Genomic DNA, 20,300 nt, shown 5'->3' with positions numbered 1-20,300 from the left:
TCATCGTGATGTCACCTGCAGTGGCCAGGCTAGCCGGCCCAGCGCACAGGGGGGCGCACCTGCATGAAAGCCAACGCCACCCGCGCCTGGACGCAGGTGTTCACCCAGCACGGATCGGTGCTGCGTGGCTTCTTCGTGCGTCGCGGCGCCAACGAGGATGCCGAGGACCTGGTGCAGGAAACCTATCTGCGGCTGTTGCGTGCGCATCAGGATCAAGGCAAGGCGATCGCCAATCCCGAGGCGTATCTGTATACGGTGGCGCTGAACCTGGCGCGCGAGCAGGCCGCGCGACGCAAGCAGGCGCCACTGCGCATCGACGAGATGGAGCAGTTTTCGCAACTGCTGGCCGCAAGTGACGACGTGGAAGACGCCGCGCACCGGCAGCAGCGCCAGCAACGCCTGCAGGCCCTGCTGGCCACCTTGCCGGAGCGCACCTGCGCGGTATTGGTGATGCAATACCGCGACGGGCTCAGTTACAAGCAGATCGCCGAGCGCATGGGGGTGTCTGCGCATATGGTCAAGAAGCATGTGGTGCGTGGCTTGTCGGCCTGCAGACGGGTGGTTGCCGACAGCGGGGACAGCTGGTGAGCAAGCCGGTGTTACCGAGCCGCAGCGTTGTCGGTGAAGCCGCGCACTGGCATGCGCTGCAACGCATGCAGGCGCTGGATGCGACGCAACAGGCCGGCTTTCTGCAATGGCTGACCGCATCGCCGTTGCATGTGCGCGAATACATGGCGGTGCTGCGTGTGGCCGGCGATCTGGGCGATGCCATGCGCGGCATGGACCTGGACGTGGATGCCCTGCTTGCTGCCGACCGGTGCAAGAGTGCCGATGCCGTGCCGCCCAACGTGATCGCGCTGCCGCTACGGTCACAAGTGCCGCCAGCACCGCAACCCGCTGCCCGGCCGCGCCGCAGCGAACGTAAACCCAATGCACGCATGCGCAGCTGGCGCACGGGCCTGGCGGCGGCGCTCTGCGGCGTGGCAATCCTGACCGGCTGGGCCTGGCCACGCACGCAGACCTATGCCACCGCGCATGGCGAGCAACGCAGCGTGCAGTTGGCCGATCGCAGCGTGGTGCATCTGAATGCGCAGAGCAGCGTGCGTGCCACCATGACGCCGTGGAGCCGCCACCTGCAGCTACTGCGTGGCCAGGCCAGCTTCGTGGTCGCACCGGACCGGCGCCCCTTGCAGGTGCACGCAGGCCATCTGCGGGTGGAGGATATTGGCACCACCTTCGATATCGCCCTGTATCAACACCAGGCACGCATCGAGGTCGCCGAGGGCCGTGTGCATGTGTGGCGCGACGCGCGCGATGGACAACCGATGCTCGCCAACCTGGGGGCAGGGCAGAGCGCGCGTATCGATGAGACCACCGGCCAGGTCGAACTGGCCAGCGAAGAGATTGCCGCGATGCATGCCTGGCGGCAGCGGCGCATCGTGTTCCGCGACGCGCCGCTGGCCACCGTGGCCGAAGACTTCAATCGCCTCAATCGCACGCGGTTGTCGATCGACGACGCTGCCGCCGGTGCATTGCGGCTCACTGGCAATCTGCGCGGTGACGATCTCGCCGCGCTGCGTGCCTTCCTGGATGGCCAGCCGAACCTGCGCGTGGTCAGCGCGCCGGGGATGCTGCGCGTGAGCAGCCGGCCTGCGCCGGGAACGGTGACGCGATAGCCATCGTGCCAAGCGATGTAGCGATGTGTGCATCGCCGGCGCGTGCATCAACCCTCGCGCATCGCGCAGGCGGCTGTGCCCTGGTCTTGCGCGTAGTGCATGCAGTTGCCGATGCGATCGCGCGGCGCGCGTACCGGTCGCAGTCTGCGACTGCGTGCATGCACACGTAAAAGCGTAAGTAGTCGCGTGCGTGCAAGGCACAGCGCAATGTGTACACCGCGCGTCGCGCCCGCGCACCGCTTGGTACCTCCCGCAGATGTCACAGAAAATTCATCAAAAAACGGTGCCCGATCGTCGCTGTCGATGCTCGTAGTCCAGGTACAACGCAGCATTCCCGCCTGGCGGATGGTGTTGCGCATTGCTTCCTCCCCTACTGGATTCCACGATGCGCCGTACGTTGTTTCTTTCGATTGCTCTCGCCCTGCACGCCGGTACCGCTGGCGCCCAGACGGCTGCTGCCACCGTCGCGGTCGATGCGATTGCCGCCCAGCCACTGGCGCGCGCGCTCAATGCGCTGTCGCGCCAGACCGGGCTGCAGTTTGTCTATGCCGCAGGCGTGGCCGGCAACCCGCAGACCCGCGCCACCGCCGCCGGCGTCGCACCCGAGCAGGCCTTGCAGCAGTTGCTCGATGGCACCGGCCTGCGTTACCGCTATCTCGATGCGACCACGGTGACGATCGAAACCGCCGAGCCGGCGCCCGCCCTGCCGCCAGCGGTTCCGGCAACGGCCGCAGTCGCAACGGCGCCGGTGCCGCGTGCAGACGCGCCGGTGCAGGAACTGGACAGTATCCAGGTGCTCGGCAGTTACGCCGGCAGCCTCAGCGCCGCGTTGCGCCAGAAACGCTACGCCGACAGCGTGGTGGATGTGATCGCCGCCGAAGACATCGGCAAGCTGCCGGCGCAGAACGTGGCCGAGGCGCTGCAGCGTGTGCCGGGCGTGTCGATCGTGCGCGACCGCGGCGAGGGCGTGTACGTGCGCGTGCGCGGCCTGGGCCCGAATTTCCAGGTCACCACGCTCAACGGCCAGACCATGGCGGTCAACGAGAACGTGCGCACCTCCGGCCAGACCGGGCGGCAATTCCGCTACGACACGCTGCCGGCCGAGCTGGTCTCCGGGCTGGATGTGATCAAGAGCCCCACCGCTGATCTGGACGAAGGCGCCATCGGCGGCATCGTCAACGTGCGCACGTTCCGCCCGCTGGAACTGGGCAAGACGCTGACCAACGTATCGATGGAATCCAGCCAGGCCCAGCGCACCCAAGCCAACGATCCGCGCGTCTCCGGGCTGTTCAACTGGGTCAATGCCGAAGGCACCTTCGGCATGTTGATCTCTGGCGCGTATGCGCAACGCACGCTGCGCCAGGACCGCGTCAACGAGGTGAGTTGGGACTATTACCGCAACGGCGTGCCGGGCGTGCCCGGTGCCAGTTATGTGCCGACTGGCCTGCGCCCGACGCTGGAGCTGGAAGAGCGCGAACGCACCGGTGTGGCCGCATCGCTGCAATGGAAGCCCGGCGCGGCGTGGGAGACCAACCTGGATCTGCTCTACGCCAGACAGACCGTGCATTACGACGAATACAGCATGGGCGTGGGCTTCGACAGCCTGGCCAAGCTGAGCAATCTGCGGGTGGAAAATGGCGGTATCACCGGCTTCGATTATCGCAACGGCCAGGTGCAGATCTCGCGCGAGACCTCCGGCATCACCGACGACAATCGCAGTGCGCGCCTGTCCAGCACCTGGAGCGGCGATCAATGGACACTGGGCGCAGTGGCGTTCCACTCGCAGGCGCACAGCTACGACTCCGACCCGATCCGGCGCACCCGTCTGCGCAGCGGCACCAACCTGTCGATGCGCGTGGACATGCCGCAAGCCGACGGCGACAACGTGCCGGACTGGCGTTTCACCAACGGCTTCGATCCGACCAACCCGGCCACCGTGGCAGGGCGCCGGCTGGAATGGCGGCAGATCGATGCGCGCGACAAGGAGGATGCGCTGCAGTTCGATGCCAGGCGCACACTCGACGGCAGCTTCTTTCGCGATTTCAAGCTAGGCGCCAAGTATCGCCAGCGCTCGCGCACTTACGACCGCGCCGACCTGCTGCTCAACAGCATCGCCGGCGTCCGTTTCCCGGGCAGCTATTTCACCGCGTTGCCGGTGGGCGACATGCTGTCGGACGCCAACGGCAACCTGCCGCGGCAATGGCTGGCGCCGATCGAATCCACGTTCTGGGGCAATTGGCCAACCAGCGCCGATCTGAGCAATACGCCCAATAGCGCCGACCTGCAGAATTCCTATGAGGTGCAGGAAAAGATCGCCTCGGCCTACGCGATGACCAACTTCGGCACCGAACTGGCCGGCCGCGAGCTGCGTGGCAATCTCGGTGCGCGCGTGGTGCGCACCGAACAGGCCACCGATGGTCATGCCGACGTCAACGGCAGCGCGCAACCGGTGCACTTCGAGCGCAGCTACACCAATGTGCTGCCCTCGTTCAATGCCGCCTGGGACGTGCGCGAGGACATGGTGCTGCGCACCTCCGCTGCCAAGGTGATCACGCGCCCGGATCTGACCGATCTATCGTCCAAGCTCACCTTCAATTCCAGTGGCGAGCGCCTCACCGCCAACGGCGGCAACCCAGCGCTGCAGCCGTTCGAAGCGTGGCAGTACGACCTGACCTTCGAGTGGTACATCGACGGCACCTCGGCACTGACCGGCGGTTTGTTCTACAAGGACATCTCCAGCTTCATCCAGACCCAGATGTCCAACCTGGTCTACCAAGGCCAGACCTATCTGCTGTCGTCCAAGACCAACGGCAGCAAGGCGATGGTGCAGGGCGCGGAAGTGGCGTATCAGCAGGTCTTCAGCGGCCTGCCGTCGCCGCTGGACGGCCTGGGCATGCAGCTCAACTACACCTGGACCGACAGCAAGGCGACCTATCACGACGGCACCGGCAGCTTCACCGACAGCCTGGAAGGCGTGGCCAGGAACACCTACAACGCGGTGCTGTTCTACGAGAAGGGGCAGTTGATGGCGCGCGTCAGCTACAGCTGGAGCGACGACATCCTCAACGCGGTGGGCACCGCCAATGTGGCCACGCTCAACAGCGACCGGTTCGGCAGCCTGGATGCCAATGTGGCTTACAAGGTCAACGACACGCTGTCGGTGTTCGTCAACGCGATCAATCTCACTGGCGAAGTGCAGCGCCAGTTCGTTGGCGATCACTTGTTCGGCGGCTATACCGACTACGGCCGCACCTGGTCGCTGGGGTTGCGCGCGCGGTTTTGAGAAGGGCTGGATAGCTGACGAGTAGTTGTCAGGGACGTGCGATGTGCACATGGGGCGCTGCGCTTGCGGGTGACATGCCGCCACGGAGGCCTTGCGACGAGTGCAGCCGTCGTGATCGCCGATCCAGTTTGTTGGCGGCAGCCAATGCCGCCACCGGGCGCCTTGCTGCAAGGCGCCATCTGCAAGGGCCATGGCTTCCGCCGTGGCGCTGTTGCCAGCGGCACATCGCCTCGTATCGCGATGTGCAGCACCTGCATCACGTGTGTTGAGACCACTCATGTCATTACTGCTTCGTAGCTGTATCGGGTTTTTTGCTTTAGTTGTGGCCGGCCTGGCCATGCCGGTAGCGCATGCCGCCACTACGTCGGAGACGCTTGAGAAAGTCGTCATCCTCAAGCGCCACGGCGTGCGTGCGGCGATGTCCAGCCCGGAACAACTGGGCCGCTATTCCGCACGTTCCTGGCCGCGCTTCGCTGTGCCGGCCGGCCACCTGACCGCAAACGGTGCGCGTCTGGAGGCATTATTCGGTGCCTATTACCGCGCCCGTTACACGCCGCTGGGTCTGTTCGATGGCGATGGCTGCGCCAATGTCTACTACTGGGCCAATCGCACCCAGCGCACCATCGCCTCGGCGCATGCGTTGGCAAGCACGCTCACCCCGGGGTGCACGAACACGGTGCACCACGTTGCCGATGACGCGTCCGATCCACTGTTCGACGGCGCGCCGGCATTGCGGCAACCCGCTGCGGCGGCGTTGATGCGCGCGGCCATCGCCGGCCGCGTCGGCGGCGATGTGGTCGCCTGGAATGCGGCGCAACACGATGCGATCGACAGCTTGCAGCAACTGTTGCTGCAGTGCGCGCAGCGGCCGTGCCCGACCCAGGCCGGTGCCGGCAGGCAGCGCCTGGAGGCGGTGCCCGCACGCATGGGCGATGCCGAAGATGGAATCGCCGGTGTCGAAGGCCCGGCACCGGCAGCCTCCGGCATCAGCGAAAGCCTGCTGATGGGCTGGGCCGACGGCCAGGAATTTGCCGCCTTGGGATGGCAAGGCCTGGACGAAGCCAGTCTGCTGCGCGCGTTCGCCCCGCATCAGGCCGAGTTCGCGCTGCGCCTGCGTGCGCCGACGGTGGCGCGCATGGCCAGTACGCCGCTGGCGGCGCGGCTGCTGGCGACATTGCAGCAAGGCAGCAATATCAATAGCGGCAGTAGCAATGCATCGCACGCCACGCCGATCGGTGGCGATGCAAGGCTGGTCGTGCTGTCCGGTCACGATGGCACGCTGACCCTGCTGGCCGGCATGTTCGATCTGCACTGGCAATTGCCGGGTTACCAACCCGACCAGACCGTGCCCGGTGGCGCGCTGGTATTTGAGCGCTGGCGCCGCAGCGATGGGCAGCGTGTGATCCGCCTGCGCTATACCGCGCAGACCCTGGCGCAACTGCGCGAACGCCGCGCACTGACGCCGCAGGCGCCGCCGCCGTCCTCGCCGGTGTTCATTCCCGGCTGCAGCAGCGCCACCCCGGAGTACGACTGCCCGCTACCAACTTTGGCGACATTGATCGACGCCGCAATCGACCCGCATTACCTGAGCGAATGACGCCGCGCGCGCCGGCCGCGACCGGCGCGTGTGGTTGCATCGGCGCATCCGGCGCCGTTTCCCTGGCCACCGTGCCAGCCGCTGTTTCTCATCACTGCAAGAGGCGATTTATGCTCCACCAGCGACGTACTCTCGTCAGTCTCGCAATCACTCTCGGTCTTGCCTGCGCAGGCATCGCCCAGGCGCAAACGGACGTCGGCGTACTCGACGTACTGACCTACAACGTCGCCGGCCTGCCCGAAGGCCTGTCCAGCGGAACGCCGGCCACCAACACCGCACTGCTCGCACCGAAACTGGCGCCTTACGGGCTGGTCAACGTGCAGGAAGACTTCAACTACCACGCCACGCTCTACGCCGGCGACGCGCATCCCTACCGCACAGCCACCAGTGGTGGTGCCGCGTTCGGCGACGGGCTCAACACGCTCAGCAACTATCCCTTCAGCGACTTCACCCGGGTCAAATGGAATGAGTGCAACGGCACCGACTGCCTGACCCCGAAGGGGTTCAGTTACATGCGCGTGCGTCTGGCCGACGGCGTGTTGCTGGACGTCTACAACGCGCATCCCAATGCCGGTGTGGAAGCGGGCGATCTGTCTGCACGCCGTGCCAATATCGGCCAGCTCTCGCAGTTCATCCAGACCTGGTCGGCCGGCAATGCGGTGCTGGTGATGATGGATTCCAACACGCGCTACACCCGCAGCGACGACAATATCCGCGAGCTGATCGCCTCCAACGGCCTGACCGACCCATGGCTGGAATTGATCAAGGGCACAGCACCGGCAGCCGGCGCCACACCGCTGTTGTGCGGCACGCCGCCCACCAACAGCTGCGAAGTGGTCGACAAGATCCTGTACCGGGATGCGCCGCAACTGACCCTGGTGGCCAACCGTTACCAGCTCGATGGCGGCGGCTTCTACGACAGCGCCGGCAAGCCATTGTCCGACCACTATCCGCTGCATGCGCAATTCGGTTGGGCCGTGGGCGATCAGCTGCGCACCAGCGACCAGTTCGGTGGGCCGCATGGTGTTCCGTTCAACGATCTGGCTGGCAACCCTGGCGTGCGTCCGCTCAGTGGGGTGACCCTGCGTGGCGGTGCGCGCTTGGATGGCGTTGGCGTGATCCTGGATAGCGGCAAGCTGCTCGCGCATGGCGGCAGCGGCGGGCAGACGACCACACTGCCGCTGGGTGCCAACGAAACGCTGTCCTCGGCCACCTTCACAGTGGGCAAGTACAACGACCGCACCCGCCTGTTCTCGCTGAGCCTGCGCACCAACAAAGGCCGCAGCGTGCAGGTGGGCAGCCCGACCAGCGAGAGCTACACGCTGACCGCTCCCAGCGGCTGGCATATCGCCGGTTTCACCGGTCGCGCGGGTGAGGAGATCGACAAGTTGGGTGTGGTGTATGCGAAGGACTAGATGCTGACGCTGTTTTCAGTGGCAGTGGGCAGGGCAGCGATGTGCGCCATGGATGGCTGCTGCACTGTAGGCTTGCCGGGCTACCAGTCACCCATATGACGGCGCCGATTCGTGCACGCGATCTGGATGCCGCAAGTGCAGGCGTGAGCGCAACCACGCGGCGCAGGCCGCTTCATCGAGTGAACCATCGGCCAGACCGATGTAGAAGCCGTAGAGTTCAAGATCATCGGCGACCAAGGTCGCACCGTTGAGCACGATGAAGGTTTCGCAAGCGACGGCAGCGGTGCGCTTGTTGCCATCGACAAACGGATGGTTGCGGCCCAATCCGTAGGCAAGACTGGCGGCAAGCGCAGCCAGGTCCGGTGGCGGCTCGCCGTAGGACAGCAGTTGCTTTGGCCTGGCAAGCGCAGAGTCGAGTAAGGCGTCGTCGCGCACCCCGCTGCCGCCGCCGTGTTCGGCCAGCTGGCGATCGTGGATGGCCAGGACAAGTGGCCGCTCGATCCAGACGATCATGGTCGAGCCTTATTGCGCCAGCTTGTGCAGCAACGCGCGGCGGCTGCGCATCACCTGCTCGGCCACATCCATCTGCGCGGCCAGGGTCGGGTCGAACGCGGTCAGCTTGATGCCGTCGGGCGTTTCCAGTGCATAGAGTTCGTCGCCCTTGCCCAGGCGCAGGCGGGCGAGCAGTTCCTTGGGCAGGATGACGCCAGCGGAATTGCCGATGGAGGTGATCTTGAGCTTCATGGTCCACGCCCTCGTTAGTACGTAAGTTATAACTCCGTCTCCAGCCGATCACAAGCCCGTCCTGGCTGAAGCGGCTCAGCAACCTGCATGGGCCAATCTAGCCTGCTGCGACCGACGGGTGTACAAATGTACACCTTGTCCCGGCCGGCCCTTGCACTCCCATGGAATCTCTCTCCCCCAAGCGTCAGGCGGTGCTGGCTTTCCTGCAGGAGCAGGCCCGTGCAGGGGTATCCCCCAGCCTGGCCGAGATTGCGCAGGCGTTCGGGTTTGCCTCGCGCAATGCCGCGCAAAAGCATGTGCAGGCGCTGGCCGAAGCCGGGTTGATCGAGCTGCTGCCCAATCAGAAGCGTGGCATCCGCATGCCGGGCGGGGCCGCGCGCGATGCCTTGCTGGCCTTGCCGGTGCTGGGCCGGGTGGCGGCCGGTGTGCCGATCGGGGCGGATATCGGCCTGGACCGGCAGTTGTGGCTGGACCGCACGCTGTTCTCGTTGCGCCCGGACTATCTGTTGCAGGTGCAAGGCGATTCGATGATCGACGAAGGCATCCTGGACGGCGATCTGGTCGGCGTGCATCGCAGCAACGATGCACGCGATGGGCAGATCGTGGTGGCGCGGGTGGATGGCGAGATCACCATCAAGCGACTGGAGCGTGGTGCCGAACGCATTCGCCTGCTGCCGCGCAATCGCGCGCATGCGCCGATCGTGGTGGCGGCCGATGCCGACTTCGCGATCGAAGGACTGTACTGCGGTCTGATCCGGCAGGGTTGAGATGAGTCAGGAGCCCGCGCGCATCAGGCAGGACGGAAACGCGGCAGTCGCCCTGCCGCTGGATGCCCTGCTGGCCGCACGCACGGTATGGCGCGCCGGTCATGGCACCGCCATCGCCCATGGCGGCGAATCTACCGGGCATGCGGCACTGGATGCGCTGCTGCCCGATGGCGGCTGGCCGCGTCGGGCACTCACCGAATTACTGCTGCCCGCGCACGGCGTGGGCGAGATCGCGCTGCTGTTGCCCACGCTGGCGCGCATGACCGGCGCCAGCAGCCGGGTGGTGCTGGTGGCGCCGCCGTTCATTCCCTACGCGCCGGCCTGGCAGGCGGGCGGGGTGGTGCTGGAACATCTGGAAGTGGTGCAGGCCGAGCCGCGCGATGCCTTGTGGGCGTTCGAACAATGCCTGCGCAGTGGCGCGTGCGCGGCGGTCTTGGGCTGGCCGCAGACTGGCGATGCGCGCGCATTGCGGCGGCTGCAGGTCGCCGCCGACAGTGGCAACTGCTGTGCGTTCGCATTGCGCGATCGCAAGCATGCGGTCAATGCATCGCCGGCCGCGCTGCGGCTGGAATTTCTGCCGGAGCGCGATGCCTGGCAGGTGCGCAAGTGCCGCGGCGGGCAGATCCCGTCGCAGCCGTTGCGGCTGGCGCATTGAGGCGCGCGCATGTTGTGGGCCTGCATCTTGCTGCCGCAGCTGGCGATGGACGCCGTCCTTCGGCGTCTGGAAGAGCCGGACGCACCGCTGGTGCTGGTGGAAGGTCCGGCGCAGTTGCGCAGCCTGCATTCGGTCAATGCAGCGGCGTCCGCCGCCGGTCTGAAAGCCGGCATGCGGCTGTCGGCGGCGCATGCGCTGCTGGCCAATGTACGTACCATCGACTACGAGGCGCAGGCCGAGGCGCGCACCCAGCGGTTTCTCGCGGCGTGGGCGTACCGGCACAGTTCGCTGGTGAGCCAGCAGTGGTCGCGCGCCATCGTGCTGGAAGCCGGTGCCAGCTTTCAATTGTTCGGGCCGTGGCCGCGTTTCGAGCGCCGCCTGCGCGATGAACTGCAGGCCTTGGGCTTCCAGCACCGGCTTGCACTGGCGCCCACACCACGTGCGGCACGCGTGCTGGCCGGCTTGCGCGACGGCATGGTGGTGACGCAGTTGCCGGCCTTGCACGCCACGCTGGACCAGGTGCCGGTACGCCGCGCCGCGTTGCCGGGCGATGCCGGTGAGCGCCTGCAGCACATGGGCGTGCGCACGCTGGCGGCAGTGCGCGCATTGCCGCGCGATGGGCTGCGCCGGCGGTTCGGTGCGGGCCTGCTCGAGCATCTGGACCGCCTCTATGGCCAGGTCGACGACCCCCTGGAGTGTTACGCACCGCCGGACCATTTCGACCAGCGTGTGGAACTCGGCTACGAGGTGGAAATGCATCCGGCGCTGCTGTTCCCGCTGCGGCGCCTGATCGGCGATCTGTGCACCTACCTGTCCATCCGCGATGGCGGCGTGCAACGGTTCCTGCTGCGGCTGGAACACGAAGAAGGCGCCACCGATGTCGAGATCGGCCTGCTCACCCCGGAGCGCGCGCCGACGCTGTTGTTCGAACTTGCGCGCAACCGGCTGGAGCGGGTGGAGATCCCGCGGCCGGTGGTGGCGATGCGCCTGCTGGCGCGGCAGCTGCCACCGTTCGTGCCGGCCATGCGCGATCTGTTCGATCAAAGTGCGCAGCAATCGGTGGAGTGGCCACAATTGCGCGAGCGCCTGCGCGCGCGGCTGGGCGATGAGGCGGTGTATCGCGTACTGCCGGCCGACGACCCGCGCCCGGAACGCGCCTGGCGGCGCGCCATCGGCGATGCGGTGCGCGAAACCGATGCGCCGCCGCGTCCGCCACGCCCGACCTGGCTGCTGCCGCAACCGGTGCCCCTGCACGAGACCCAGCTGCGCATCGTCTCCGGCCCGGAGCGGCTGGAAAGCGGCTGGTGGGACGACGACGAGGCGCGTCGCGATTACTACGTGGTGGAGACCGCACGCGGGCGACAGGCCTGGGTGTTTGCCGCACCAGGCCGTGTCGATGGCTGGATGCTGCACGGATGGTTTGCATGATCGGTCGCATGCCCTTGCAGCATTGGCGCATAGCCTGCCGGGCTGGTCATCGCAGCGGTGGCGCGGGCGCCCGATGCCACGCAGCGAAGCGGCAACGGCAACGCATCGACCTGCAGCGCACTGAAAAACCCGTGCGGTGGCAGCGCGAAGTTGACGGTGTGCGCGCATGAGCTGGGATGACGCCGTCGATGGCGTGGACCGCGATACGCCCGGTGGACGCATGCCGCGCGGCTGGACGGTCGCCGCGCGGTTGCGCGCAGCAAACGACGACATCGCCCATGCCATGGTTGCCGATGGGCTGCCCGCGTATGCCGAGCTGCATTGCCTGTCGGACTTCTCGTTCATGCGTGGCGCCTCCAGCGCGGAGCAGTTGTTCGCGCGCGCGCAACACTGCGGCTACAGTGCCCTGGCGATCACCGACGAGTGTTCGCTGGCCGGCATCGTGCGTGGCCTGGAAGCCTCGCGCGCCACCGGCGTGCGCCTGATCGTCGGCAGCGAATTCACCCTGGTCGATGGCACCCGCTTCGTCCTGCTGGTGGAAAACGCGCACGGCTATCCGCAGCTGTGCGCGCTGATCACCACCGCGCGGCGTGCGGCAAGCAAGGGCGCGTATCGGCTCGGGCGTGCCGAGGTAGAGGCGCAGTTTCGCGCTGTGGAACCCGGCGTGTTTGCGCTGTGGTTGCCCGGTGCGCAGCCACAGGCCGAGCAGGGCGCCTGGCTGCAGCAGGTGTTCGGCGAGCGTGCATTCCTGGCGGTGGAACTGCACCGCGAACAGGACGATGCGGCGCGGTTGCTCGCCTTGCAGCTGCTGGCGCAGCAACTGGGCATGACCGCTCTGGCCAGCGGGGATGTGCATATGGCGCAGCGGCGCGAGCGCATCGTGCAGGACACCCTGACCGCCATCCGCCACGGCTTGCCGTTGGCCGAGTGCGGCGCGCACCTGTTCCGCAACGGCGAGCGCCATCTGCGCACGCGGCGTGCCTTGGGCAACATCTACCCGGATGCGCTGTTGCAGGCCGCGGTGGACCTGGCGCAGCGCTGCAGCTTCGATATCTCCAGGCTTGAATACACCTATCCGCGCGAACTGGTGCCGCAAGGGCATACGCCGGCGAGTTATCTGCGACAGCTCACTGAGGAGGGGATGCGTGAGCGGTGGCCGGATGGAACGCCGGCAAAGGTACGCGCCGACATCGAGAAGGAACTGGCGCTGATCGCGCATAAGAGCTACGAGGCCTTCTTTCTCACCGTGCAGAACGTGGTGCGCTTCGCCCGCGAGCAGCACATTCTCTGCCAGGGCCGTGGCTCATCGGCCAACTCGGCGGTGTGTTATGCGTTGGGCATCACCGCGGTCAACCCGGATGAAACGCGTCTATTGATGGCACGCTTCCTGTCCGAAAAACGCGACGAGCCCCCGGACATCGACGTCGATTTCGAACACGAACGCCGCGAGGAGGTGCTGCAGTACGTCTACAACAAGTACGGCCGCGAACGCGCGGCATTGGCGGCGACGGTGATCTGCTATCGCGGCAAGAGCGCCGTGCGCGATGTGGCCAAGGCGTTCGGCCTGCCGCCGGACCAGATCGCGTTGCTGGCCAATTGCTATGGCTGGGGCAATGGCGAAACGCCGATGGAACAGCGCATCGAAGAGGCCGGGTTCGATCTGGCCAATCCGCTGATCAACAAGATTCTTGCGGTGACCGAGCAGCTGCGCGATCACCCACGCCATCTGTCGCAGCATGTCGGCGGATTCGTCATCTCCGACGAACCCCTGTCGCTGCTGGTGCCGGTGGAAAACGCCGCGATGGCCGACCGCACCATCATCCAGTGGGACAAGGACGATCTGGAAACGATGAAGCTGCTCAAGGTCGATTGCCTGGCGCTGGGCATGCTGACCTGCATCCGCAAGACGCTGGAGCTGGTGCGGGGCCATCGCGGGCGCGATTACACCATCGCCACGCTGCCAGGCGATGACGAGCCGACCTACAAGATGATCCAGCGCGCCGACACGGTGGGCGTGTTCCAGATCGAATCGCGCGCGCAGATGGCGATGCTGCCGCGCCTCAAGCCTGCGGTGTTCTACGACCTGGTGATCGAAGTGGCGATCGTGCGTCCCGGGCCGATCCAGGGCGATATGGTGCACCCGTATCTGCGCAGGCAGCAGGGCCGCGAGGAGGTGAACTATCCCTCGCCGGAGGTGGAGGACATCCTCAAACCGACGCTCGGTGTGCCGCTGTTCCAGGAACAGGTGATGGAACTGCTGATGCACGCTGCCGATTACAGCGAGAGCGAAGCGGACAATCTACGCCGCTCGATGGCGGCCTGGCGGCGCGGCGGCGACATGGAACAGCACCGCGCGCGGGTGCGTGAGCGCATGCAGGGCAAAGGCTACGCCTCCACCTTCATCGACCAGATCTTCGAGCAGATCAAGGGCTTCGGTTCCTACGGCTTCCCGCAAAGCCACGCCGCCTCGTTCGCCAAGCTTGTCTACGCCAGCTGCTGGCTCAAGCGCCACGAGCCGGCGGCCTTCGCCTGCGGGCTGCTCAATGCGCAGCCGATGGGTTTCTACTCGACCAGCCAGATCGTGCAGGACGCGCGCCGCGGCAGTCCCGAGCGCGCGCGCGTGGAAGTGTTGCCGGTGGATGTGTTGCACAGCGATTGGGACAACACGCTGGTCGGTGGCCGGCCCTGGCGCAGCGACCAAGACCCGGGTGAACAACCGGCGATCCGGCTGGGCATGCGCCAGGTCGCCGGGTTATCGGACGTGGTGGCCAATCGCATTGTCGCCGCACGCGCGCAGCAGGCCTTCGCCGATATCGGCGATCTATGCCTGCGCGCCGCACTCGACGAAAAGGCACGCCTGGCATTGGCCGAAGCCGGCGCCTTGCAGGGCATGGTGGGCAACCGCAACGCCGCGCGCTGGGCGATGGCCGGCGTGGAAGCGCGCCGGCCGCTGCTGCCGGGCAGCCCGCAGGAACGCGAGGTGGAGTTCGCAGCACCGCGCGCAGGCGAGGAGATCCTGGCCGATTACCGTTCGGTCGGTCTGAGTCTGCGCCAGCATCCGATGGCGCTGCTGCGCCCGCAGATGCGGCAACGGCGCATCCTCGGCCTGCGCGAATTGCAGGGCCGCCGCCACGGCAGCGGCGTGCATGTCGCCGGCCTGGTCACCCAGCGCCAGCGCCCGGCCACTGCCAAGGGCACCATCTTCGTCACCCTCGAAGACGAGCACGGCATGATCAACGTCATCGTCTGGTCGCACCTGGCGCTACGCCGCCGCCGCGCACTGCTGGAATCGCGCCTGCTGGCCGTGCGTGGCCGCTGGGAACGCGTGGACGGCGTGGAGCATCTGATTGCCGGCGATCTGTACGACCTCAGCGACCTGCTCGGCGAGATGCAGCTGCCCTCGCGCGATTTTCATTGAGCGGGCGGGGCAGGTGGCGGTCGGCTTGCCACGCCGGCATGCCCGCCCACTGGCGTCCGTGCAGTGCCAGGGCCCTTGCCGACCGCGCGGCATGCGCTGCCCACGCAGATGTCTATCCGGCAGATGCCGTGCCTGGACTGCCGGTCGTTGACTGGTGCGCCCTGAGCTGCTGGCCGCAGCGGCTTATCCTGTGAAGTGCGCTTGCGCAAGGGCTTTCTCGAGAACCCGACTTGCTGCTAACTTGCAGCCTGACATCGCGTAAACATGGAAGATGCAATGCGGAAATGGAGCATTCCGGTCGCCCTGGGGCTGCTGTTGTCGTTGGGCAATGCGGCCGCACAGGTCGATGTTGGTGCCTTCATCCGGAAGGATAAGTTCACTGATATCAAGCTCTCGCCCGGCGGCGAGTATTTTGCCGCAACCGTGCCGATGGAAGACAAGACCGCGCTTGCCATCATGCGCCGCGCCGACAACAGCGTAGGTGCCACCTTCCTGCTCGGCAAGAATACCTACGTCAGCGAATTCGCCTGGGTCAGCGATACCCGCGTGGTGATCGCCATCGCCGAAAAGTTCGGCCTGCTCGACAAGCCCCAACCCACCGGCGAGCTTTACGCGATCAATGCTGATGGTTCCGGCGTCGAGCTGCTGGTGGGATACCGCGCCAAGGGAAGCGGCCTGGGAACCAACATCAAGGTCAAGAAGACCGAGGCGGTGGCCGCCTACCTCACCGATACGCTGCCAGAGGACGACCGCAATGTTGTTGTCGGCATCTGGCCGCTGTCCGGCAACGAGCCCTACACCCGCGCCGAAAAGCTGGACGTGACCAACGGCCACCGGATCCCGCTGGCGCGCGCACCGGTCCAGCGGGCGGCCTTCACCACCGATCATCACGGCCAGGTGCGATTTGCGCTGGGAGCAGGAGCGGATAATGTCAGCAAGCTGTATCACCGTGCCGCTGACGGAGCCGATTGGAGCCTGATCAACGATCAGCGCATCAGCGGGCGTATCGAGACTCCCATCGGCTTTTCGCAGGACGACAGGATCGCTTATCTGCGCGTGCAAAGCGCCACCGGCCCGGATGCGATCGTGGCCTGGGATGTGGCGGCAAACCGGCACGAGCAGGTGCTGCGTGATGCAGTCGCCGATCCATTGGAGATCATCTATCGCAACGGCACCTCTGTGCCGGTCGGTGCGATCTTCATGGCCGATCGTCCACGTAGCCGATTCTTCGACGAGCAGGGCGCCGAAGCGCGCATCTACCATAGTCTGGAAGCCGCGTTTGCCGGGAATACTGTGCGTGTAAGCTCCGGCACCAAGGATGGCCGCTACGTCATGGTGCAGGCCGATGCTGGCAACAATCCCGGCGATTTTTACGTTTTCGACACGCAGGAGAAAAAAGCCCAGCACGTCATCAGCCGCCGTGAGTGGTTCGACCCAGAGCGCACGGCTACGGTGCAGCCGATCGCACTGCAGGCCCGTGACGGACTGCCGCTGCACGGCTACCTGACGCTTCCGCATGGCAGTACCGCGAAGAACCTGCCGATGGTTGTCCTGCCGCATGGCGGACCCTTCGGCATCTTCGACAGTTGGCAATTCGACGACGATGCGCAGTTGCTGGCGCAGGCCGGTTACGCGGTCCTGCAAGTCAACTTCCGGGGCTCCGGCAACTACGGGCGCGCCTTTCAACAGGCCGGTGCGCGTCAGTGGGGCGGCACCATGCAGGACGATGTGACCGACGCCACGCGCTGGGCGATCGCACAAGGCTATGCGGATGCCCGTCGCATCTGCATCTTCGGCGCCAGTTATGGGGCGTACGCAGCCTTGATGGGGGTGGCCAAGGAGCCTGGCCTGTACGCCTGTGCAGCCGGCTACGTCGGTGTCTACGATCTACCGATGATGTACAACCGCGGAGACATCCAGCAGGTGCGCTCCGGTGAGTACTTCCTGAAAGAGTGGCTGGGCGACCCGGCCTCGCTGGCGGCGCGCTCACCGGTCAACCTGGCGGGGCAGATCAAGGTGCCGGTCTTCCTGGCGGCCGGAGGAGAGGATCAACGCGCGCCGATCCAGCACAGCAAGCGCATGCAGGCCGCCCTCGTCGGGGCGGGCGTGCCGGTACAGACGCTCTACTACGACACCGAGGGGCACGGCTTCTACACCGAGCCACACCGGCGCGCCTTCTACACCCAGTTGCTGGATTTCCTGTCTGCCTCGTTGGGTGGTGCCAAGGCCAGGTAGCCCGCGCAGCGGCCACCGTGCCGGCGACGGTGTTGTTGGCTGCCAATGCCTATCTCGGCCTGTTCGCCGGCCGGCCATTGCCACCGCTATCGTGGCAGTGATAGCGCGTAGCCCGTATTCCACGATTTGCTGATCGATCAGGAGCAATTAAATGAAGGGAATTTCGCTAAACACGATCATCTCGCTCGCCGCGCTGGCGGTAGCAGGCCTGGCGCTTCACAAGGCCGACCAGGCGGATGACCCATCGCGTGTTGTACAGGCCCGAGGGTTGGTGATCCGGGATGCGTCTGGCGTGCCGCGCGTCGAGATCGGCGCGCCAGTCGATGGCCCGATGATCCTCGGGAAACGCGAGAAACGCATCGCCCCGGCGTCCGGCATTTTGCTTAATGGACCGGATGGTAATGAGCGCGGTGGCTATCTCACCGTGGATTATGGGGATGAAGCCCTGCTCACCCTGGACGGCGCCGGAAATGGCAGGGAAGTCTTCAAGGTGGTGGCCAACGAAAAGGCAGGTGCGACCCTGGTCGTCACGCATCAAAATGGTGCAGCGGCCATGTTGAGCACCTATCGAGGCCAACCCGAGTTGCAGTTCATCGAACGCGATGGGACGGTCTCCTTTTCCCAGGGCGTCAAGAAGTAGAAGCAGCCGCAGCACGCAGGCCTTGCTCACGCACTCCCGCGCCGGGTTCGAGCTGCCGCCACATCACGCACACTGTCACGCCGCGGCGCAGCTGGACGGAACCCCGTGTAGGCGCTAGCGTGGTCCGGATTTTTTGCCACAGGGGAACTGCCCATGAGCCATGACGCGCAGCCGCGCCAGCTCACCTTCCGCGCCGTCGTGCTGACCATCGTGCTGGCGGTGGTGCTTTCGGCCGCCAACGCCTATCTGGGCCTGTTTGCCGGCCTGACCATCGCCACCGCAATTCCAGCTGCGGTCGTCTCGATGGGCGTGCTGCGCCTGCTCGGCGGCGGCACCATTCTGGAAAACAACATCGTCCAGACCGGTGCCTCGGCCGGTTCGTCGATCGCGGCCGGGGTGATCTTCACCATTCCCGCGCTGGTGATCATGGGCTATTGGCCGGACTTCAAGTACTGGTGGGTGCTCGGTATCGCCGGCATGGGCGGGTTGCTCGGGGTGCTGTTCTCGGTGCCGCTGCGGCGCTCGATGATTGTCGAAGACCCGCTGCCGTTCCCCGAAGGCAAGGCCGCGGCCGAGGTGCTCAAGGCCGGCGAGAATCCCGGCCCGGGCCTGAAGATCCTGGCCATGTCCGGCGCCATCGGTGCGCTGGTCAAGCTGGGTGCGGCCAGCGGCCTGCGGGTGATCCCGGATACCTGGGCGCAGGCCACCTACCTGGGCAGCAGCCGCCTGGTCGGCTATCTGGGTACCAACCTGTCGCCGGCGCTGCTGGGCGTGGGCTACATCGTCGGGCTGAATGTCGGCATCGTGGTGCTGTCCGGTTCGATCCTGTCCTGGCATATCGCCATTCCGCTGTACCAGCAGTTTTTCATGGGCAGCGACCCGGCATTGGCGCAGAGCCTGGTCGGTGCGCCGGCGGCCGATGCGGCATTCGCCATCTGGGGCGCGAAGATCCGTTACCTGGGTGTCGGCGCGATGCTGATCGGCGGTGTGTGGACGCTGTTCTCGCTGCGCAAGTCGCTGTTGTCCGGGGTCAAGAGCGGCTTTGCCGCTGCGCGCAAGAGCGGTGGCGGCGTGGTTGCCGAGACCGAACGCGACCTGCCGATGAAGTGGATGCTGGTGGCGCTGGTGCTGTGCACCTTGCCGCTGCTGGGCCTGTACCAGGCGATCGTGCAGCAGTGGCACGTGTCGATCCCGATGACCATCATCATGATCGTGGCCGGCTTCCTGTTCGTGTCGGTGTCCGGCTATCTGGCCGGCTTGATCGGTTCGTCCAACAACCCGGTTTCGGGCATCACCATCTCCACCATCCTGTTCGCCTCGGCGGTGCTGGTGCTGCTGCTCGGCAAGGATGGTCTGGTGCCGGTCGGCATCGGCGCCGCGCCGTTGGGCGCGGTGGCGGCAATCATGATCGGCGCGGTGGTGTGCTGCGCGGCAGCGGTGGGCGGCGACAATCTGCAGGATCTCAAGGCCGGCTATCTGGTCGGCGCCACCCCGTGGAAGCAGCAGCTGATGCTGGGCATCGGCGCATTTTCCTGCGCGTTGATCATGGCGCCGGTGCTGAACCTGCTCGCGCAGGCCTACGGCATCGGCCCGGCCACGCCGCAGCATCCCAATTCGCTCGCTGCGCCGCAGGCCACGCTGATGGCCTCGGTCGCCAAGGGCTTGTTCGGCGGGCAGCTGCCGTGGTCGATGATCGCTATCGGTGCAGGTGTGGGAGCGGTGATCATTGCTGTGGATGAGTGGTTGAAGAAAACCGGCAAGCGCTTCCGCGTGCCGGTGCTGGCGGCGGCGATTGGTATCTATCTGCCCCTGGAGCTGATGGTGCCGATCTTCATCGGTGGCCTGATCGCGCACCTGGTGGAGCGCTTCCACAAGATCCGTGCCGAGGACGAAGACGGCCGCGATCGCGTGCACCGCCCGGGCGTGCTGTTCGCCGCCGGGCTGATCACCGGCGAGGCGTTGATGGGGATCGCCATCGCGGTGCCGATCGTGCTGTCCAGCCGCGCCGATGTGCTGGCGTTGCCGGCCAGCCTGCAGCTCAACCAATGGTTCGGACTGGCGATCCTCGCTCTGGTCGGCTGGCTACTGTATCGGGTCGGCAAGCGCGGCGAACAGACCGCCTGAGGATGATGTATCGATGCGGCATGCGCCTGCATGCCGCCTCTGGACGGACACGCATCGCTGGATGCGTGTCCGTTTTTCGTTGGGGCGCTGCGACCGGAGTGCCGCTGCGCCGGCTGCAATCGAATGACGCATCAAGCGCCTGCCGCTCAGGCGAAGCACGAACAACGTTCAGGCCATCGCGGCTGCACCATCGCAGTGCCTTTGCGCCGGCTTTACGCCCCGCGCAGGCCGCGTGCATAGCGACTTTATGCCGCTGCTCCGTATCGTGCCGTCTCCCGCACCGATGGGTGCACCACGGCCACCGCATGCCTCGATCGA

General features: G+C 66.1%; 14 protein-coding genes. 12 read left to right on the top strand and 2 right to left on the bottom strand.

Translation table 11 applies throughout. The features are described 5' to 3' along the window. Nucleotides 1-63 precede the first annotated feature (63 nt). From LL972_RS12085 to LL972_RS12065, 5 genes are all read left to right on the top strand, one after another. Entirely contained in the window at nucleotides 64-588 is a 525-nt protein-coding gene (locus LL972_RS12085) for an RNA polymerase sigma factor (protein WP_228327804.1), read from the top strand. 65 nt (nucleotides 589-653) lie between these two features. Next, nucleotides 654-1,676 carry a FecR domain-containing protein gene (locus LL972_RS12080; RefSeq protein WP_228327815.1) on the top strand — a complete coding sequence of 341 codons (1,023 nt, stop codon included), beginning with the start codon at nucleotides 654-656 and terminating at the stop codon, nucleotides 1,674-1,676. A 385-nt stretch (nucleotides 1,677-2,061) separates the two neighbouring features. Then, nucleotides 2,062-4,959, top strand: a complete 2,898-nt coding sequence (locus LL972_RS12075) for a TonB-dependent receptor (protein ID WP_228327803.1) — start codon at nucleotides 2,062-2,064, stop codon at nucleotides 4,957-4,959. Nucleotides 4,960-5,236: 277 nt separating this feature from the next. Further along, nucleotides 5,237-6,556 carry a histidine-type phosphatase gene (locus tag LL972_RS12070; RefSeq protein WP_228327802.1) on the top strand — a complete coding sequence of 440 codons (1,320 nt, stop codon included), beginning with the start codon at nucleotides 5,237-5,239 and terminating at the stop codon, nucleotides 6,554-6,556. A 110-nt stretch (nucleotides 6,557-6,666) separates the two neighbouring features. Then, entirely contained in the window at nucleotides 6,667-7,971 is a 1,305-nt protein-coding gene (locus LL972_RS12065) for a jacalin-like lectin (RefSeq protein WP_228327801.1), read from the top strand. An 87-nt stretch (nucleotides 7,972-8,058) separates the two neighbouring features. On the opposite strand, the gene LL972_RS12060 is transcribed toward LL972_RS12065, so the two are convergent. Together LL972_RS12060 and LL972_RS12055 are read right to left on the bottom strand one after the other, a co-directional pair. Next, nucleotides 8,059-8,484: a type II toxin-antitoxin system death-on-curing family toxin gene (locus tag LL972_RS12060; protein ID WP_228327800.1), complete on the bottom strand. Its 426-nt coding sequence runs from the start codon at nucleotides 8,482-8,484 to the stop codon at nucleotides 8,059-8,061. A 9-nt stretch (nucleotides 8,485-8,493) separates the two neighbouring features. Next, nucleotides 8,494-8,715: an AbrB/MazE/SpoVT family DNA-binding domain-containing protein gene (locus LL972_RS12055; protein WP_228327799.1), complete on the bottom strand. Its 222-nt coding sequence runs from the start codon at nucleotides 8,713-8,715 to the stop codon at nucleotides 8,494-8,496. 161 nt (nucleotides 8,716-8,876) lie between these two features. Here LL972_RS12055 and lexA point away from each other — a divergent pair, with 161 nt between their 5' ends. The 7 genes from lexA to LL972_RS12020 all read left to right on the top strand — a co-directional run bounded on the left by lexA (nucleotide 8,877) and on the right by LL972_RS12020 (nucleotide 19,982). After that, nucleotides 8,877-9,482, top strand: a complete 606-nt coding sequence (gene lexA, locus LL972_RS12050; RefSeq protein ID WP_228327798.1) for a transcriptional repressor LexA — start codon at nucleotides 8,877-8,879, stop codon at nucleotides 9,480-9,482. Nucleotide 9,483: 1 nt separating this feature from the next. After that, nucleotides 9,484-10,137, top strand: coding sequence for a translesion DNA synthesis-associated protein ImuA (gene imuA / locus LL972_RS12045; RefSeq protein ID WP_228327797.1), 654 nt, complete (start codon nucleotides 9,484-9,486; stop codon nucleotides 10,135-10,137). 9 nt (nucleotides 10,138-10,146) lie between these two features. Further along, nucleotides 10,147-11,565, top strand: coding sequence for a Y-family DNA polymerase (locus LL972_RS12040; protein ID WP_228327796.1), 1,419 nt, complete (start codon nucleotides 10,147-10,149; stop codon nucleotides 11,563-11,565). A 166-nt stretch (nucleotides 11,566-11,731) separates the two neighbouring features. After that, a complete protein-coding gene (locus LL972_RS12035) occupies nucleotides 11,732-14,983 on the top strand; it encodes an error-prone DNA polymerase (protein WP_228327795.1) in 3,252 nt (1,083 codons plus the stop codon). Between the two features lie 642 nt (nucleotides 14,984-15,625). Next, nucleotides 15,626-17,218, top strand: coding sequence for an alpha/beta hydrolase family protein (locus tag LL972_RS12030; RefSeq protein ID WP_228327814.1), 1,593 nt, complete (start codon nucleotides 15,626-15,628; stop codon nucleotides 17,216-17,218). A gap of 151 nt (nucleotides 17,219-17,369) precedes the next feature. Then, complete coding sequence (locus LL972_RS12025; protein WP_228327794.1) at nucleotides 17,370-17,858, top strand: hypothetical protein; 489 nt, start codon at nucleotides 17,370-17,372, stop codon at nucleotides 17,856-17,858. A 153-nt stretch (nucleotides 17,859-18,011) separates the two neighbouring features. Then, a complete protein-coding gene (locus LL972_RS12020) occupies nucleotides 18,012-19,982 on the top strand; it encodes an OPT family oligopeptide transporter (RefSeq protein ID WP_228327793.1) in 1,971 nt (656 codons plus the stop codon). The last annotated feature ends 318 nt before the right edge of the window (nucleotides 19,983-20,300 follow it).

Source organism: Xanthomonas campestris pv. asclepiadis, from assembly GCF_020784175.1.
In the GTDB taxonomy this organism is placed as follows: Bacteria; Pseudomonadota; Gammaproteobacteria; order Xanthomonadales; family Xanthomonadaceae; genus Xanthomonas; species Xanthomonas campestris_D.
The sequence above is the reverse complement of the archived record's forward strand: the minus strand, read 5'-3'. Positions and strand labels throughout refer to the sequence as shown.

Coding starts and splice junctions, on each gene's coding strand:
- LL972_RS12070 (WP_228327802.1), top strand. CDS start 5,237: ATGTCATTACTGCTTCGTAGCTGTATCGGGTTTTTTGCTTTAGTTGTG.
- LL972_RS12065 (WP_228327801.1), top strand. CDS start 6,667: ATGCTCCACCAGCGACGTACTCTCGTCAGTCTCGCAATCACTCTCGGT.
- imuA (WP_228327797.1), top strand. CDS start 9,484: ATGAGTCAGGAGCCCGCGCGCATCAGGCAGGACGGAAACGCGGCAGTC.
- LL972_RS12020 (WP_228327793.1), top strand. CDS start 18,012: ATGAGCCATGACGCGCAGCCGCGCCAGCTCACCTTCCGCGCCGTCGTG.
- LL972_RS12025 (WP_228327794.1), top strand. CDS start 17,370: ATGAAGGGAATTTCGCTAAACACGATCATCTCGCTCGCCGCGCTGGCG.
- LL972_RS12080 (WP_228327815.1), top strand. CDS start 654: ATGCAGGCGCTGGATGCGACGCAACAGGCCGGCTTTCTGCAATGGCTG.
- LL972_RS12035 (WP_228327795.1), top strand. CDS start 11,732: ATGAGCTGGGATGACGCCGTCGATGGCGTGGACCGCGATACGCCCGGT.
- lexA (WP_228327798.1), top strand. CDS start 8,877: ATGGAATCTCTCTCCCCCAAGCGTCAGGCGGTGCTGGCTTTCCTGCAG.
- LL972_RS12055 (WP_228327799.1), bottom strand. CDS start 8,715: ATGAAGCTCAAGATCACCTCCATCGGCAATTCCGCTGGCGTCATCCTG.
- LL972_RS12075 (WP_228327803.1), top strand. CDS start 2,062: ATGCGCCGTACGTTGTTTCTTTCGATTGCTCTCGCCCTGCACGCCGGT.
- LL972_RS12085 (WP_228327804.1), top strand. CDS start 64: ATGAAAGCCAACGCCACCCGCGCCTGGACGCAGGTGTTCACCCAGCAC.
- LL972_RS12040 (WP_228327796.1), top strand. CDS start 10,147: ATGTTGTGGGCCTGCATCTTGCTGCCGCAGCTGGCGATGGACGCCGTC.
- LL972_RS12060 (WP_228327800.1), bottom strand. CDS start 8,484: ATGATCGTCTGGATCGAGCGGCCACTTGTCCTGGCCATCCACGATCGC.